The 15,362-nt window shown below is 70.1% G+C and carries 15 protein-coding genes; 7 read left to right on the top strand and 8 right to left on the bottom strand.

Annotated elements, in window-relative coordinates:
- A partial coding sequence (locus ETD85_RS23285) for a zinc-binding dehydrogenase (protein WP_138691891.1) occupies nucleotides 1-554 on the top strand: 554 nt, incomplete at its 5' end.
- Nucleotides 555-1,121: 567 nt separating this feature from the next.
- Here the strand turns inward: ETD85_RS23285 and ETD85_RS23290 are convergent.
- Nucleotides 1,122-1,982, bottom strand: coding sequence for a hypothetical protein (locus ETD85_RS23290; RefSeq protein ID WP_206058481.1), 861 nt, complete (start codon nucleotides 1,980-1,982; stop codon nucleotides 1,122-1,124).
- 558 nt (nucleotides 1,983-2,540) lie between these two features.
- Between ETD85_RS23290 and ETD85_RS23295 the strand changes: the two genes are divergently transcribed.
- On the top strand, nucleotides 2,541-3,578 hold the full coding sequence (locus ETD85_RS23295; protein WP_138691892.1) for an aminoglycoside phosphotransferase/kinase family protein: 1,038 nt from the start codon (nucleotides 2,541-2,543) through the stop codon (nucleotides 3,576-3,578).
- 131 nt (nucleotides 3,579-3,709) lie between these two features.
- On the opposite strand, the gene ETD85_RS23300 is transcribed toward ETD85_RS23295, so the two are convergent.
- Nucleotides 3,710-4,021: a hypothetical protein gene (locus ETD85_RS23300; RefSeq protein ID WP_138691893.1), complete on the bottom strand. Its 312-nt coding sequence runs from the start codon at nucleotides 4,019-4,021 to the stop codon at nucleotides 3,710-3,712.
- A 599-nt stretch (nucleotides 4,022-4,620) separates the two neighbouring features.
- Between ETD85_RS23300 and ETD85_RS23305 the strand changes: the two genes are divergently transcribed.
- The 3 genes from ETD85_RS23305 to ETD85_RS23315 all read left to right on the top strand — a co-directional run bounded on the left by ETD85_RS23305 (nucleotide 4,621) and on the right by ETD85_RS23315 (nucleotide 7,426).
- Nucleotides 4,621-5,925: a S1 family peptidase gene (locus ETD85_RS23305; RefSeq protein WP_138691894.1), complete on the top strand. Its 1,305-nt coding sequence runs from the start codon at nucleotides 4,621-4,623 to the stop codon at nucleotides 5,923-5,925.
- 125 nt (nucleotides 5,926-6,050) lie between these two features.
- Nucleotides 6,051-6,917 carry an ABC transporter ATP-binding protein gene (locus ETD85_RS23310; protein WP_338087173.1) on the top strand — a complete coding sequence of 289 codons (867 nt, stop codon included), beginning with the start codon at nucleotides 6,051-6,053 and terminating at the stop codon, nucleotides 6,915-6,917.
- On the top strand, nucleotides 6,914-7,426 hold the full coding sequence (locus ETD85_RS23315; protein WP_138691896.1) for a S26 family signal peptidase: 513 nt from the start codon (nucleotides 6,914-6,916) through the stop codon (nucleotides 7,424-7,426). The genes ETD85_RS23310 and ETD85_RS23315 overlap by 4 nt, the downstream gene beginning before the upstream one ends.
- Nucleotides 7,427-7,497: 71 nt before the next feature.
- Here the strand turns inward: ETD85_RS23315 and ETD85_RS23320 are convergent, their stop codons facing one another.
- Entirely contained in the window at nucleotides 7,498-8,055 is a 558-nt protein-coding gene (locus ETD85_RS23320) for a hypothetical protein (RefSeq protein ID WP_138691897.1), read from the bottom strand.
- A 192-nt stretch (nucleotides 8,056-8,247) separates the two neighbouring features.
- On the opposite strand from ETD85_RS23320, the gene ETD85_RS23325 reads away from it, so the two are divergent.
- Nucleotides 8,248-8,793: a DUF5994 family protein gene (locus ETD85_RS23325; protein ID WP_276617259.1), complete on the top strand. Its 546-nt coding sequence runs from the start codon at nucleotides 8,248-8,250 to the stop codon at nucleotides 8,791-8,793.
- Nucleotides 8,790-9,113, top strand: a complete 324-nt coding sequence (locus tag ETD85_RS23330; protein WP_138691899.1) for an STAS domain-containing protein — start codon at nucleotides 8,790-8,792, stop codon at nucleotides 9,111-9,113. Before ETD85_RS23325 ends, ETD85_RS23330 begins: the two co-directional genes overlap by 4 nt.
- A 31-nt stretch (nucleotides 9,114-9,144) precedes the next feature.
- Here the strand turns inward: ETD85_RS23330 and ETD85_RS23335 are convergent, their stop codons facing one another.
- From ETD85_RS23335 to ETD85_RS23355, 5 genes are all read right to left on the bottom strand, one after another.
- On the bottom strand, nucleotides 9,145-10,620 hold the full coding sequence (locus ETD85_RS23335) for a glycoside hydrolase family 130 protein (protein ID WP_138691900.1): 1,476 nt from the start codon (nucleotides 10,618-10,620) through the stop codon (nucleotides 9,145-9,147).
- The gene (locus tag ETD85_RS23340) at nucleotides 10,617-11,621 is read right to left on the bottom strand and encodes a glycosyltransferase (protein WP_138691901.1); all 1,005 of its coding nucleotides are present in this window, start codon (nucleotides 11,619-11,621) and stop codon (nucleotides 10,617-10,619) included. The genes ETD85_RS23335 and ETD85_RS23340 overlap by 4 nt, the downstream gene beginning before the upstream one ends.
- Nucleotides 11,618-12,757 (bottom strand): glycosyltransferase, encoded by a 1,140-nt coding sequence (locus ETD85_RS23345; protein ID WP_138691902.1) that lies wholly within the window; start codon nucleotides 12,755-12,757, stop codon nucleotides 11,618-11,620. Before ETD85_RS23345 ends, ETD85_RS23340 begins: the two co-directional genes overlap by 4 nt.
- Nucleotides 12,758-12,904: 147 nt before the next feature.
- Entirely contained in the window at nucleotides 12,905-13,957 is a 1,053-nt protein-coding gene (locus ETD85_RS23350; RefSeq protein ID WP_138691903.1) for a glycosyltransferase family 4 protein, read from the bottom strand.
- Nucleotides 13,958-14,218: 261 nt separating this feature from the next.
- Nucleotides 14,219-15,061, bottom strand: a complete 843-nt coding sequence (locus tag ETD85_RS23355; protein ID WP_138691904.1) for an alpha/beta hydrolase — start codon at nucleotides 15,059-15,061, stop codon at nucleotides 14,219-14,221.
- Nucleotides 15,062-15,362 lie beyond the last annotated feature (301 nt).

Consider the following 15,362-nt stretch of genomic DNA (forward strand, 5'->3'; position numbering starts at 1 on the left):
AGACGGTGGTGGTGCACGCGGCGGCCAGCGGGGTCGGGAGCGCCGCGGTGCAGGTCGCGGCCGGCCTCGGCGCCCGGGTGATCGCCGTGGCCGGCTCGGCGGACAAGGCGGCCTGGGCCGCGGCGCTCGGCGCGCACGACGTCGTGGACGCCTCGGCGGCCGATCAGGAGAAGGAGGTCGCGCGGCTGACCGGCGGGCGGGGCGCCGAGGTGGTCCTGGACGCCGTGGGCGGGGAGACGTTCGCCCTCAGCCTGCGGCAGGCGGCGTACTCGGGGCGGGTGATCGCCCTGGCCAACGTCGCACTGCGGCCGAGCACCGTGGACACGCGCGACTTCTATCCCAAGAACGCCACGATCCGCGGCTTCCAGCTCACGAACCTGATGGAGCACGGCTACGACCCCCGGGCGGACCTGCGCGAGATCGCCGCACGGGTCGCGGCGGGCGACTACCGGGTGCCGGTGGAGGCCGTCGTTCCGCTGGAGCGGGCACACGAGGCCCACGAGCGCCTGGAACGGCGCGACAACCGAGGCAAGATCGTCCTGTCCGTACGCTGACCGCAGATCCGGCGGACCCCGTCCTGGCGCCTACCTCGTGCGATGGACACAGAACAAGGGAACGCGCCGATATGCCCCTCTGAGCAGGGCGTCCTCCCGGCTCGGAGATCAGCACCGAGTGCGCAAGCGAAAATCGAGGTGGTCCGTCGGCTGCCACGGCGACGGGCTGGGTCGGCTGCGCGATCGATGGGCGGGCGTTGATCGCGATGACTTCTCTTGCCGATTCCGTCGGTCCTGCAGAAACGCAACTCAGGTCTGGGGACCATCCAGCCGAGGTAATCGAGCCGCCGGTCACGGAGCGGCTGTCGGCGGATCGGTGGATCCGCTGCACGACCACCGGGGCGGTCCTTGTGCTGGCGGTGGATGGCACGGTGGTGGTGGCTTCGATGTCGTTGCTGCGTGCCAGCCGGTACGGTCCGCGTGGTGGTCTGGTTGTGAGGGCGTTGCTGATCGTCAGCAGACTGGCCAGGGTTGGGCCCATGTGACGGTGGCGGAGCCGACAGCGATCGCTCGGTGGCCGGCCTGGCGCTCATCGGCGCGTAGGAAATGCCGATGCGTCAGGTCAGGCTATAGGCTGCAGTCTCCACCGAACCCGGAGCGGTCCATCGGCGATCCCCAATCGAGCCGTTGGCCGCAGCACTGCACGGTCAGAGTCGCTGGCGTCTGGCGGAACCGGTCACTTTGCCGGAGGGACATCGCCTCGTCGAGGACCTGCCGCACCTGGCCGGTGGTCAGGCGCCGGACGTCCCAGATCAACCCAGCCAGTTCGGCTGCCGCCGGGTGTGCCGGCGGCGGCTCCTCGGGAAGGTCGATGCCGGTGACTGCGGCAAGATCCCCGCTGGGGATACCCAGCACGGTTGCTAGTCTGGCCAGCAAGTCAGGGGTCAGCTCCTTACTGCCGCGGGCGATCTGCCCGATCGTGGCGCCGGACAGGCCTAGACCAGTGAGGCAAAGCAGAGTCTTGGCTGCTGCCTGCCAGTTCAGATTGCGGTTGGCGAGCATCCGGACAAGCACCACACCAAACCCCGGCTCGTGCTGCTCATACTGCTCGTATGGCTTAGGCAGGAACGGGCGGGTGCGTGAACGCTGCGGGAGCGACCAAGCGAACCGCCGTACTCGGTCAATGAGCTCCGGCCGCAGGCCCACGGCCTGGTTCACCAGTGAGGCAACCCAACTCCCCGCCTCATCGTCCAAAGGCGCGAGCTCGTCGGGCATGGACATTCCCGCGAGCACGAAGAGGTCTACGTCGTGCCAGTTGAGTGCGGGCGCGAGCCGCAGCAGCAGTGAGGAGCTGGGCTTTGCGCCGGCGAATACATTCTGGAGCTCCGATTCGGAAACCTTCGCCAGACCGGAGAGGGCAGCGGGACTCAGCTGACGCTGAAAGGACAGCCGTGCCAGCAACACGCCGAATGTTGGATATTCCGTCATTTCGCCAAACCTAGCCTCGATTTCTCTTCACCTGACGTGGCATCAGAGCGCTTGCTGGCGGGGCGAGCACGAACTCATGGAAGCCGTCGTGACGGTTCAATGTGGTCTCCTCTCGCTTGTTCCCAACGCCATCCGCCGAAGGAAAGGGCGTGACCGAAGCCCGATCGGCCTGGATCGGCCCGTCGGTCATCTGTGGCGGTTTCGCAGGTTATGGCTGTTAGCGACGTGCCCGTGAGAATCACCCCCAGCGACCCCAGCGCCCGGCGTGCCCTGTGCCGACTGGGATCGCCTGGCCGCTGTGCGACTCCAGATTTTGCGTACAGGGTGAAGCCGAGCCGGGCGAACGAGGCCCACACGGTCAGGAGGTCGGGCCCGGTGCGGGCGGCCGGGTGGCGGGCGAACAACGGTGGCAGGACGCTGTCAACGCCCGTGCGCGAGGACCTGAGCTACGGGAGCTGCTCGCTCCGTCCCGCGAAGGGCCGGTGCTCGACATGCGGCGGGGATATTTGAGTACGGGTTGCTCATGCGAGGCAGATTCGCCGCCAGCATGCTCATGGCATGCATGACGATCTCACCGACCTGGTCCGGCAGGCTCTCGGCGATCCTGCCGCAGAGGTCGCCGAACAACGCGTCGAGCCGGTCGACTGCCCCGCGTACGCGCTGTCGACCGTCGGCCTGCACCGCGTTCGCGGACTGACGACATCCGGAGCGAGCTGGTCGTTCTTCGTGAAGTCCGTCCAGTCGCTGCGCGTGTGGGACGGTCTCAGCCAGTTCCCCGAGGCCATGCGCCCGCTGATGGGCGAGCTGTTCCCCTGGCGCACGGACGTCGACGCCTACCTCGCCGACCAGCCGCTCCCGGACGGCCTGCGCATGCCGCGCCTGTATCGGCTGGAGGTGCTGGACGACTATCGGCTGGTCATGTGGCTCGAGGACGTCCAGCAGGCGCCCGGCGAATGGGACCTGGATCGCTACCATCGCGCGGCACGCCTGCTGGGCGAGCTGGCCGCCATGCGTCCGGCGCGCGGCCCCGACACCTCGCTGCGCACGTTCGCCACGAACGTCCCTCCGCACGTGATGATCCCAGCGGTCCTCGATGACGCGGTTTGGCGGCATCCGCTCATCGCCCCGCACGCGGACGAGAAGCTCAGAGAGGACATCGCCTTCCTGGCGACCCGGATCGACACGATCCTGGACGCACTCGAACGGTTGCCGCACACGGGCATCCACGGCGACGCGAGCCCCCAGAACCTGCTCGTGCCCGCGGACGGCTCGGCGGAGTTCGTCGCGGTGGACTGGAGCTGGAACTCCCCAGGTGCCGTCGGGTTCGACCTCGGCCAGCTGCTCATCGGGCGGGCCCACGAGAACGCGCTGGCGGTCGCGGACCTGCCCGCCGTACACGAGGCCATCACCGACGGCTACGGCAGCGTGATGAAGCACGACGGGTACATCGGCGCGCTGGTCCTGCGCAGCCTGTGGACGGCCATCCCCGTCCAGTTCCTCAGCGGCGACCCTGACGACGACCTGCGCGAGTTCTTCGCCCACCGGGTCGCGCTCGCCCGGTACCTGGCGGACCAGGGCCGCTCCCTCGATCTCTAGTCACACGTCGGAGAACCTCTGGTCACACGTGGAGCACTTGCGCCAGGCGACCGGCACGCGGGGCGACCACGTGCCGCCGTTCTCCCGTACCTGGACGTAGGCCTTGAGTGGAGGGCGAACGTGCCTCCTCCTCACACGACATTGCCGGTGTCGCCGCCGTAGTTGCCTCCCGGCCCCGTACCGCCCGCCTGTGGCCGGGTGCTGGCGTTCCATACGATCCGGCCGTCAGACACGATCTTGATGATGACCCGGGCGCCGGGGGTCAGGTAGTAACCCCGAACCCCCACCGTGTAGTACGGCGACTCGTTGGTGGTGGAGCAGGAGTCTCCGTCGCAGCTCGACGACGGAGGGTCGTGCCTGGTCCTGGTCATGATCACCCAAGCGAGCCGGTAGGGCGCGTCCGCGTTGTCGGTGCGGGCCTGGCTGCGGGAGCTCGGAACCACGCATCTGTAGTCGCCGGGGGTGACGCAGGCATGGTCACCGCTCCTGGCGCGCGCCAGACGTATCCGGCCGAGGGCGCACCGATCGCCGTCAGCGCCAAGCAGTACTCCTTTCACCATCCTTGGACGGGATCAGCGTGGATCACGAGCGGGACAGGGCGGGTGTCCAGCGGTGGCGTCTGCTGAGCCGGCGGAAAACTGATCAAGGCTGGCCAAGGCTTATCAAGGCTGATCATGCGCGGCCGGCGACCGCATGGGAAGCCCCTCGCCTACTTTCGGCCATGACCGTAACCTTCCTAGGTGGAGGCGGTCAATAGTGTGCGCCGATCGTCAGCCGAAGGCTTTCCGGCCTGACTGAGCGTCGTCAGATGATCGCTGGATTCGCGGCTTGACGGTTATTGCGCGGAACAAGACACTATCGAGCACGTACGGGCTCCATTCCGATGCAATCTCCTCGCCTGGCGAAAACTCATGGGTGATCTTTCGGGTCGTGGAGCCCGACAATGCCTTACGGTCTGGTCCTTTATTCGGGCAGGTGGCATGCCCCCAACGGGAGATGCCCCGCCTGCCTCCTCCTTCCCCCAGCCCACATCGGAGGTCTCATGCGATTTGCCAAAGGCGTCTCCGCCTCCTTATCCGCTCTCGTCCTCGCCCTGACGCCCCTCCTCCCGGCCTCGGCAGACCAACCCGCCCCCGCGTTCGAGCCCGTGCCGCGCGCTCCCGGCCAGGTCTCGCTGGAGACCCAGGAAGCGGCCAACGAGATCAACGCGATGGTCGAGGCCTCCCCCGAGAAGTACACCGGCGTGCGGATCACCGGGCCTGACACGGTGACGGTGGCCATGCCCCCCGGGTCCGACTTCGAGCAGCGTTCGTCCGCCGTCAGAGGCAGCGCGCAGCGGGCCGCAGGGGCCCAGCCCGTGTCCATCGAGGTCGAGGAGAGCGGCCGCAGCCTGGCGGATGCCCAGCGCACCCAGGCCGAGATCGGTGAGCTCATCAGAGCGGGCACGTACCAGGACAAGATCATCGGCGTGGGCATCGACCCTGCGCGCGGGATCGCGGTGGCCTACGCCATCGGCGATTCGGACGCCGCCAGGATCGACCTCAAAGAGCGCTTCGGGGACTCGGTGGCGTTCCGGCTGACGGATCAGCTGCAGGTCACCGAGCGCGACCGGTCGCGGGACTCGGCGCCGCACTACGCCGCAGCCGGGTATCGCCGATGGAACCCGGAGCACACCGGTGAGGCGGGCCGCTGCTCGACGTCGTTCCCCGTGCTGAAGGACGGCATCCGCCACATGCTGACGGCCGGGCACTGCATGCCGGGCGGGACCAACTACCCCCGCGCCTGGGCCGCCACCTTCACCACCGCCACCCCGCCCTCGACCAGCTACTACTTCGGCGCCATGGTGACCACGACCGTCGGCGGCGAGGCGAGCGCCATAACGGACGGCACGCAGGACCTCTACGGCGACTTCGCCCTGCTGCACGGATCCAGCTACGTCAACGCCGTCTACAACTGCGCGAACCTCTCGGGCAGCTGCTCGTCTCTGCTGGTCGGGGACGTGAGCTGGTCGACTCCCGCCAACGGCACCTCGGTCTGCACCAGTGGCATCAGAACAGGCCAGATCTGCCGGCGGATCGTGACGGACGCGAGCTGGGAGGGGCTGGTCGGCGGGGTGTACATGCGTCACCTGGCGTTCATCCAGTCCGACCAGGACGGGGACGGGCAGTACGACTGCACGACGACCATGCCGGGGGACTCGGGCGGCGCGGTGTACCAGGGGATGAGCGGCAGCAGCATGGTGCGTGCGATGGGCATCATCACCGGGGGCGACGCCTGCTCTTCCGTCTACACGAAGCTGACCGGGGTGAAGGCGTGGAATTCCGCCATCTCCATGCCACTGAACTGATCGCCGCCACGGCACTCACGGTCTCCGCGAACTGAAACGACCCCGCCGGTGACTGCCCGGCGGGGTCGTTCCGGTGAGGAGCGTCGGTCGCGAGCCAGGGTCAGCGGGTCGCGCCGGGCACGATCGTGACCGACGGCCCCGACCTGCCTGCGCCGCGCCACCACAAGCCGCTCGCGCCGCTGCTCCGGGGCATCGAGCTGCGCGACGTCTGGTTCCGGTACAGCGACGATCATCCGTGGGTGCTGCGCGGCGTCAACCTGTTCATCCCGCACGGCCACACGGTCGCGCTCGTCGGCCGCAACGGCGGCGGCAAGAGCACGCTGGTGAAGTTGCTGTGCCGGTTCTACGATCCGACCCGCGGAGCGATCCTGTGGGACGGCGTGGACCTCCGCGACGTGGCGCCGGAGACGCTCCGGGACCGGATCGGCGCGGTCTTCCAGGACTTCGTGGCCTACGAGCTGACCGCGGCCGACAACATCGCGGTGGGCGACCTGGCGGCCTCCGAGGACCAGGCGCGGGTGGAGCGGGCGGCACGGGACGCCGGCGTCCACGACACCGTCGCGGCCTTGCCGTACGGCTACCGCACGCTCCTGAGCCGTGGATTCACCTCGGAGGAGGAAGGCGAGGAGGCGGAAGGCGTGCTGCTCTCCGGCGGGCAGTGGCAGCGGGTGGCGCTCGCGAGGGCGTTCCTGCGCCGCGACCGGGACCTGATGATCCTCGACGAGCCCAGCGCCGGCCTCGATCCCGAAGCCGAGTACGAGGTGCACAGCCGGCTCGCGAGGCTGCGGTCCGGGCGTACCAGTGTGGTGATCTCCCATCGCCTGGGCGCGGTTCGGGACGCCGACCGGATCGTGGTGCTGGCCGGCGGCGTCGTCGCCGAGGAGGGCACGCACGCCGCGCTGCTCGCCGGCGGCGGCACGTACGCGCAGCTGTTCACCCGGCAGGCCGCAGGTTACCGGGACGAGGTCCACCCGACGGGGGCGTCGCTGTGATCGGCGCGCTCGCTGCGCTCGCCGCTGTCGCCGGCGTGCTCGCCGTCGTCTGGCTGCGCCGGCGGTACTTGGTGGTGACCGTGCGCGGGGAGAGCATGCTCCCGACGTACCGGCCGGGCGAGCGCCTGGTCCTGCGGCGGACGCCGCCCCGTTCCCTGCGTACCGGGCAGGTCGTGGTGCTCACCGAAGCGGGGGCTTCCCGGCCGGGCACGCCCCTGAGCGGGCCACGCGCACCCGCGGACGGCGGCACGCTCTTGAGCGGGCAACGCGCACCCGCGGATGGGACGGGCACGGGCCCGCATCTGATCATCAAGCGGGTCGCGGCCGTGCCGGGTGACCCGATACCCCGGGACACCGTGCCCGCGTTGCGCACCGCGCCGGGCACCCACGTGCCGGCCGGCCACCTGGTCGTGCTGGGGGACAACGCGGACCGCTCGCACGACTCTCGCCACTCCGGATATCTGACGACGGACCGCTTGCTCGGGGTGGTGCTGCGCAAGGTCGGGTAGCCGCGCCGCCGGGCCTTGCCCGAGCGGTCCGGGACCCTGATCTGCGGCTTCCGGCGATTCGCCGGGCCGGGCTAGTAGCGGTGCGGTCCGGGGTGCCCCTCGAACAGCAGGCACGGCGCCCGCTCGTCGCCGTAGGGGGAGCGCGGGTCGGGATCGGGGTCGGCGCGCTCGGCCGGGCACGGGGGCAGCGTGAGGAGCTCGCGGGCGCGGATGTCCCAGCGGATCCAGATGAACCGGTCGGGCCCGGGCAGCAGCTGTACGTGCGCCGCGTGGGCGCCCGGATGGCCGGGCTGCAGCTCGCAGCCGTAGACGGCCTTGCGCTCGTGCCGGCCGTCGTCGGCCAGCGGAGCCCACTCGGCGTCGGTGAGCACGTTGTAGTGCGGGCAGTCCTGCTCACCGGTGTGCCGTTGCAGCCCGGTGGCCAGCGCGGCCGCCAGCCCCGCCGCGGTGAAGACCTGATGGACGGCGCCGTGGACCAGCTCGACGTCCTCGTCACTCAGCTCCACCGCACCGAGCCGGTCGGCCAGCAGCTGAACGTGGGTGGCGAAGTGCCGGCAGGCGTCGACCAGCGCGGTCACCGGAGCCACCGCGTCCTGCGGCGGGTCGGCCGGCTCGTCTTGATGGGTCACAACCAGCACGCTACGCCCCGCTCGAACCACGCGCACGGCGGCGGGCCGCCATAGGTCATGAACAGCCGGTATTTGCGCTGTGAGGTAGAATGAAAGTACCGAGGACATTTCGAGCGTTGGCAGCAAGGTCGGCGTCGCCCACGGCGATAGATCATCCGCGGACCCTCCTGGGCCCGGGTAGGTCAGGCGAGCATGACGCCGACACTTCTTTCTCATCGCAAGCCGCTCAATGCCGTCGCTTCCGCGCTTCCGGCCAGCGACTCGACCGTCCGTCTCAGCCTGAATCCCGTGCTCGACCGGCGCGCCACCGTGGACGGGGCATGGTGGCCGTACTCTCGCGACGCCGCGGCCGAGCTCCCGGGCCTCATCGCCGCCGTTGACCAGCGGCTAGGGCGGACCACGCTGAGCGTCGGCGTGTACCGGGACTCGTGGGACCACGTCCCGCGCCGCATACCGGCGCGAGGGCGCGAGATCAGGGTGGGTTGGATCCGCCACGCCGATCCCCGCGTGATCACCCTGATCCCCGCCGGGGCCGAGCCCATCAGCCTGCTGGTCATCGAGCCGGGCACCGTGAGCACGGTCGCCGAGGCCGCGCTCAGGCGGACCACCCAGGACACCACCGGGTTCGAGCCTGGGGGCATCCGCGCCATCGCCCACCTTCCCGCCGCGGCGCGCACACCGCCATTCCGCGGCCGGCCGGCCACCGTTCCTGGCTTCTCCGATCGGAGCACCTCATGACCGTCATCGACACGGCCAGGACCGCCGAGGCGGGCACATCGGCCGCAACCACCGTCCACCTGTCCGGTGAGATCGACATCTTCACCAGCAAGGCGCTTCGCCGGCAACTGCTGGACACCCTGCGCCACAGCACGAACCTGCTCATCCTCGACCTGTCCCAGGTGTCGTTCTGCGACTCCTCGGGCCTGGCCGTGCTGGTCGGCATCCAGCGCCGCGCCCGGGACCTGGGCATCACCTTCGCCCTGGCCAATCCCCGTCCGTACACCTCCGAGGTCCTGCGCCTCACCGGCCTTGACCGGAGCCTGCGGATGATGGTCTGAGGTTCGCCTGGTCCGTGCGCGGGCCGGCCGCTCAGAGTGGTGGGCGCATCGCCCCGATGAGGGTGGCGACCGGCACCCGGGCGAATCCGATGCGCGTGTCGCTCGCCCCGTACGGCAGCCACACGGCGCCGTCATGCAGCAGGCCGCCGCAGGAGTACACGACGTTGGGCACGTAGCCCTCACGTTCGGTGTCACCGGCGGTCAGCAGGGCGCCCGGGAGCTCGGCGATGACGAGATGCGGCTGGTGGGTGTCGAGCAGCAGGGCGCCCATGGCGTACGCGCGCATGGGGCCGACACCATGGATCAGGACGAGCCAGCCCGAACCGGTCTCGATGGGGGACCCGCAGTTGCCCACCTGGATCAGCTCCCAGCTGCGGCGGGGGGTGTGCAGCGGCACCGGCCGCTGCCACCGGTTGTGCTCGTCGAGCGTCGTCAGGCCGATGGTCTCGCCGTCGGAACGGCACAGCGCCAGGCTGCGTCCCCCGACCGGGCGCGGGAACAGCGCCATGCCCTTGTTGACGGCGGCGGGCCCGCGCATGGGGGTGATCGCGAAGTGCCGCAGGTCATCGCTTTCGAGCAGGTGCGAGCGGATGTGCCGCCCGTCGTACGCGGTGTAGGTCGCGCGGTATGACAGCCGGCCGTCCTCGTCGACGACCTGGACGAACCGGGCGTCCTCCATGCCGTTGCTCTCGGCCGCGGTCCCCGGCCAGAGCACCCGCCGGTGCAGGGGCAGGTCGGCGGGGAAGGCCACGGCGTAGTCGGAGCGCGTCGCGCGGCGCATCTCCTCCACGGTCCGCTGCGTCGTGGTACGGGTGAGCAGGTCGGCGGGCAACTGGCCGATCGCCTGCTCGAAATCGTCGTCGTCGAAGCGTTCCGGCAGGGACTCCAGCACCGTGGCCGTCACCTCGTTGTCCCAGGCGTCGTCGGAGAGCGCCGCCGCGAGCAGATCCCGCCGGTGGTGGGTCAGGTGCCGGCGTCCGACGGACAGGGCCCCCGAGCGATCGGAGATGACCAGGTCGGAGTGGGGGCCGAGCAGCGCCGTGGTGAAGCCGATGGAGGACACGTGTCCCTCGCCGATCTGCCGCAGGCTGATCGCCGCGCGGAGCTGTCCGGGGCGCAGACCGGACTGGTCGGGGTGGGGGACCATCGAGGGGTTGCACACCGCCGCGGCCTCCACGGCGTACTCGTGGCTGAAGTATGCGCCCACGAGGAGCCGGGCCGGCAGGGAGAGGTCGACGTCGCGCGGGATGCGGTGCCGGACCAGGTCGTGGTGGTGGGCGAAGATCGCTTCGAGGTCGTGGTGCCGGCCGCCGAATCGCCGCAGCGTCTCCTGGAGCATCTCGGTCGTCTCGTCCTCGCCGAGGAGCAGGATGCGGTCGATCAGCGCGGCGGCCCGGGAACGGGTGAGCGCGGCGTCCTCGCCGGGCACGAAGAGCTTGATGATCACTCTTCGCGGGTCGGGAGTGAGCGTCGGGCCGAGCCGGGTGGCCAGGTCCCCGCCGGTCATGGGAGCCGCCTGGCGTACTGCATGGTGGAGATCAGCGCGATGGTCGACTCCGCGCCCTGGTTGAGGTTCGGGCCGTGCTCGGTCAGGCCGTCGTAGCCGCCTCCGGTCGCCTGGTCCCACATCAGGGCATCGGCGTCGTTGACGCCCTGGAACCACGCCACCGACCGCCGTACCTTCTCCTGCCATACCTGGTCGCCGGTCACGCGGGCGGCGGTGGCGCAGGCGTCGGCGAGCGCGGCCACCTCGATCGGCTGCTGGTCGTAGCGGGATCGCGGCGCGTCCATGCGCCAGCCCGCCGCGGGGACGACCGAGAGCCGGCCGTCCCTCGTCTGGACGTCGCACAGCCAGGAGAGCATGCGCAGGCCGGCGGCGAGCTGCTGCCCGTCGTCGCTCAGCTCCCCGGCGGCGATGAGCACCTCGGCCAGCGCGGCGTTGGCGTAGGTCAGCTGCGGTTGCGGCCACGGCCACGAGGGGCTCTCCGCGGGAGCGCCGATCGCCCGCGCGGCGTCCGTCAGCAGGCTGGCGGCCGCGGTGCTGTCAGGGATGGCGCGAAGGACCTCGGCCGCGCCGAGCCCGGCGAAGGCCATGGCGCGTGGATGCGGGGAGCGCTGTTCGGCGCCGAGCGTGAAGGCGAGCCGCGCTTCGTTGCGGATCCACGGGGCGGAGTTGCGGGCCGCCGCGGTGCCCAGGCCCCACATCGCGCGTCCCCACCAGTCGCCGACGCCTGGCTGGTCGCTCCAGCGCCGGTCGAAGGAGAGCCGGTTGCGGAAGGCGCCGGAACGGTCCTGAGCGTGCGTGAGGAAGGTCAGGTAGCACTCCGCCAGCCGGGTCAGCCGGTGGGCAGGACGTGGTTCGCGGGTGACGACGACGAGCCCGCGGGCGACGTCGTCGGTGCAGTACCCGTGCTCGCGGCGGACGAGGGCGTACCGGGCATGCTCGAACAGGCCGGTGTCGTCGCTCAGCCGGAGCAGGTGCGAGAAGCCGGAGGCGGCGGTGCTCATGGCAGCACCGCGACCGCTCCGGCCGGCCGCTCGGCGACGAGCGAGCGGACCAGGTCGTCGTAGCGGGCCGCGACCGCGGGCCACAGCAGGGTCGGGATCAGGGCACGGGTGCGCCCGAGGAGATTGTCGGCCAGCCCGGGCTGGGTGAGGACCCGGCGGATGGCGGCGGCGAGCTCGGGAGGGTCGCCGTGCGGGACGAGCAGTCCGGGACCTCCGGCGAGCAACTCCACGGCGTGCGGGAAGGAGGTGGCGACGACCGGTACGCCCGCGGCCACGGCCTCGATGAGGACACCGGAGGTGACCTGCTCCGCGGAGTCGTAGGGCAGGACGACGACGTCCGCCGAGCGGACCAGCCGGCTCAGCGAGCCCTGATCCCGGTAGACGGGGTCGTGGCGGACGGCCCTGGAGATCCCGAGCTGGGCGGCCAGTCCGTACAGCCCGTCGCGGTAGGCCTCGCCCTGGTGTTCCAGCACTTTGGGATGGGTCTTTCCGGCGATCGTGTAGATCGGCGGCGGGTCGAGGTCGCTCAGAAGCGCGAGCGCGCGCAACGCCCACTCGATGCCTTTGCCCGGTCCGAGCAGGCCCCAGGTGAGCAGGTGCGGGCGGCTGTGGCGCCGAGCCGGGACCCGCAGGTGATCGGCGGCCCCGTGCGGGATGACGGACACCTTGCCGGCGTCCACCCGGTAGCCGGACGTCAACCGGGCACGAGCGGTGCCGGTCATGGTCACGATCGCGTCGGCGGCGGCCACGATCTCCTCCAGCAGGGCCTTCTGCCGGGGAGTGGGCCTGACCAGGACCGTGTGCAGGACCACGATGCTCGGCACGGTGAGGCAGCGCAGCAGCGGCAGGACGTCCTGGCCGTCCGGGCCGGGGTAGATGCCGTACTCGTGCTGCACGATGGCCACGTCGAAGCTCTCCAGGGCGGTGGCCGCGGCCTGCCAGCCGCCGCGCCCGCCGGGGGTCCAGGTGTGTACGACCCCGGGCCGCGGCCGTTCGTCGTCGCCTTCCGCGGTGACCCGGACGATGCCGCCGAACGCGCCACCCCGGGTGAGATGGGCGGCCAGGGCGGAGTTGAACGTCGCGAGCCCGCACTGGGTCGGCGGATGGGTGCTGAGAAAGCCATATGTGACGGCCAATTGCCATGCCTTTCGGTCATTCGGCCGCACGAGAATGGATGCCGATGCGGCTCGTACGGTGAAACGGCTGCCTTTTCTGCCTGTGCGGTGGAACCCGGAGCCTTCACCGGGGGCCCGCCCTCATACGGGGGCCCGGCTGTCGCGACCTCAGCCGATGGCGTGGTCTGCGCGTCCATCGGACACTATCAGCCGCGAATTTTGACCTACCATTTCGTGGTAGATGCGTAGGTAATTCGCCACCATCTGATCTGCACTGAACCTGCGTTCGGCCTGCGCGCGGCAGCCCGCGCGATCGACCGTCGAGATGCGCGACACCGCGGTGACCGCCTCGTCGAGGGAGTCCACCAGGAAACCCGTCACTCCCTGGTCCACGACTTCGGCCATGGATCCGCGCCGGTAGGCGACGACGGGCGTGCCGCAGGCCATGGACTCGACCACCGACAGGCCGAAGGGCTCGTCGAACGCGATGGGGTGCAGCAGGGCGGCGCCGCTGCCGAGGATCTCGCCACGCCGCTCGGGTCCCACCGGCCCGAGGAACCTGACCTGCTCGCCGTCGATCTTCGGAGCGACCTCCCGCTCGAAGTACCGCTCGTCCTGGACGATGCCGCAGATGGTCAGCGGCAGGCCGGCCCGGCGGGCGATCTCGATGGCGGTGTGCGTGCCCTTGTCGGGATGTACGCGGCCGAACGCGATCAGCCGCCGGCCGCCCACCGGGTCGAAGGGAAACGCGTCGAGATCGATGCCGTGGTGCACGGTGGCGGTGTAGTCCAGCTCCGGGGCGCGGTCCGCGTCCGAGATGGACACGTAGGCGGAGCGGGCCCGGGCGTAGGCGGGCAGGATTCCCGTTCCGGAGAATCCGTGCACGGTGGTGAGCAACGGGGCCCGGCAATGTCCGGCGAAGGCCAGCGGCAGCCAGTCGAGATGACTGTGGACGAGATCGAACTCGCCGGAACGGCTCAACGCGTGCGCGACATGCATCGCCTCCCACACCCGCCCGTCCAGCGACGGATCGTCGGCGTACCCGCGGGGGCACACTCCGTCCAGCGATCCGGAAGTGACGGAGTCCAGCGTGGCGAACAGCGTCACGTCGATCCCCCTCGCGGTGAGTCCCTCGGCGAGCAGGCTCGTGACCTGCTCCCACGGGCCGTAGTGGTGCGGAGGCGTCCGCCAGGCGACCGGTCCCAGCAGCGCTACCCTCACGAAACGGAGATTGCGGTCATACATCCAGGAACATGACCATCTGCTGGCATCGGTGCCGTCACTCCTCCGGGTCGCGTTCTGTCAGACGGCTATGACCGCCGGACCGTGCCGGTGATGCTCCACCGCACGCTCGTTCGTACCGAGCCAACGCCATCCTGAGCCGGACGGAAACCACCAATTCCGCAAGGAGCCATCACCACAACTGATGACTGGCCGCTTTCTCGACGTCGCGCAGTGCCTATCGCGTGCCTCCGCCACTCCTCAGGGCGTGCCTCCGCCACTCCTCAGGGCGTGTCTCGCGGCGTACCGTTCGGCCCAGTGCAGGACGTGATCGGCCACTCGCTCCCATTCGGGGGCGCCGAGGGCGAAGTGCGGCATGCGGGCGAACTCCTGGTAGTCGGTGATCGCACGGGACTTGCGGTAACGCTGGTAGGCCGCTCGGACCAGCGCCGTGGGGACGGTGTGGTCGGCGCCACCGGCGATCAGCAGCAGCGGGGCGCGGGTGTCGTTGCGCACGTCGACCAAGGTGGCAGGGTGCCGGCTCAGGTTGGCGGTGGCGGCCTGGAACAGCGGCCGGCCGGGGGCGGGCACGTGGTAACGCTGGTAGATCACCTCCGACGCCTGCGCGGTCAGGGTGTTGGTGAAGGCGTAGTGGAACTGCCTGGCGCTCAACGCCACGGTTCTGGTGCGGTTGACGGGGTTGGACAGGACCGGGAACGCCGAGCGCAGGCTGCTGAGCGGCAGCCTCAGCACGCCCTTGATCGGGGCGGGATGGATCGCCACACCGGCGATGCCAAGACCGCGATCCAGCAGGATCTGCGTGATCAGGCCGCCGAAGGAGTGGCCGACGATGATGGGCGGCCGGGCCTGCTCGCGGATGATCGTGTCGTAGAAGTCGGCCACCTGCGTGACGCCCAGGCCGTTCATCACCTCGGGGTTCTTGCGCAGGGCTTCCACCTCGATCTCCATGCCCGGCCAGGCCGGGGCGAGCACCTGGTGGCCGAGCCGGGTGTAGCGCTCGATCCAGTGCTCCCAGGCGCGTGGAGTCAGCCACAGCCCGTGGATGAGGATGATGGGGGCCTTGGTCCCTGACTTCTCGGTCATGGGTCTCTCCTACGAGATCATTCGGCATGTTGCCTTCAGCGCACAGGAGTACGTAGCCTGAGGAAACGGGCAGTTTGCGCGCAGCTCATCTCCTCAGCTGATAACCGGAGCCTTCTGGGCGGGGGACCGGCGCGGGCGGAATGCGTCGTCAGCCGGGAATTGCCCATCGTCCGGCAATATCGCGCCAACACGACCGCATTGCGCGACCAGGCTGCTTCCTGCCCGGGAGACACTCGGTTTTCGATGACCAAAGATTCACTCGGCATGTGAGCTGACGGCCCTTTTCGAAACCGCATGAGGT

This window comes from Nonomuraea zeae, assembly GCF_005889725.1.
Classification (GTDB): domain Bacteria; phylum Actinomycetota; class Actinomycetes; order Streptosporangiales; family Streptosporangiaceae; genus Nonomuraea; species Nonomuraea zeae.

Coding starts and splice junctions, on each gene's coding strand:
- ETD85_RS23290 (WP_206058481.1), bottom strand. CDS start 1,982: ATGACGGAATATCCAACATTCGGCGTGTTGCTGGCACGGCTGTCCTTT.
- ETD85_RS23295 (WP_138691892.1), top strand. CDS start 2,541: ATGCATGACGATCTCACCGACCTGGTCCGGCAGGCTCTCGGCGATCCT.
- ETD85_RS23305 (WP_138691894.1), top strand. CDS start 4,621: ATGCGATTTGCCAAAGGCGTCTCCGCCTCCTTATCCGCTCTCGTCCTC.
- ETD85_RS23325 (WP_276617259.1), top strand. CDS start 8,248: ATGACGCCGACACTTCTTTCTCATCGCAAGCCGCTCAATGCCGTCGCT.
- ETD85_RS23330 (WP_138691899.1), top strand. CDS start 8,790: ATGACCGTCATCGACACGGCCAGGACCGCCGAGGCGGGCACATCGGCC.
- ETD85_RS23335 (WP_138691900.1), bottom strand. CDS start 10,620: ATGACCGGCGGGGACCTGGCCACCCGGCTCGGCCCGACGCTCACTCCC.
- ETD85_RS23340 (WP_138691901.1), bottom strand. CDS start 11,621: ATGAGCACCGCCGCCTCCGGCTTCTCGCACCTGCTCCGGCTGAGCGAC.
- ETD85_RS23355 (WP_138691904.1), bottom strand. CDS start 15,061: ATGACCGAGAAGTCAGGGACCAAGGCCCCCATCATCCTCATCCACGGG.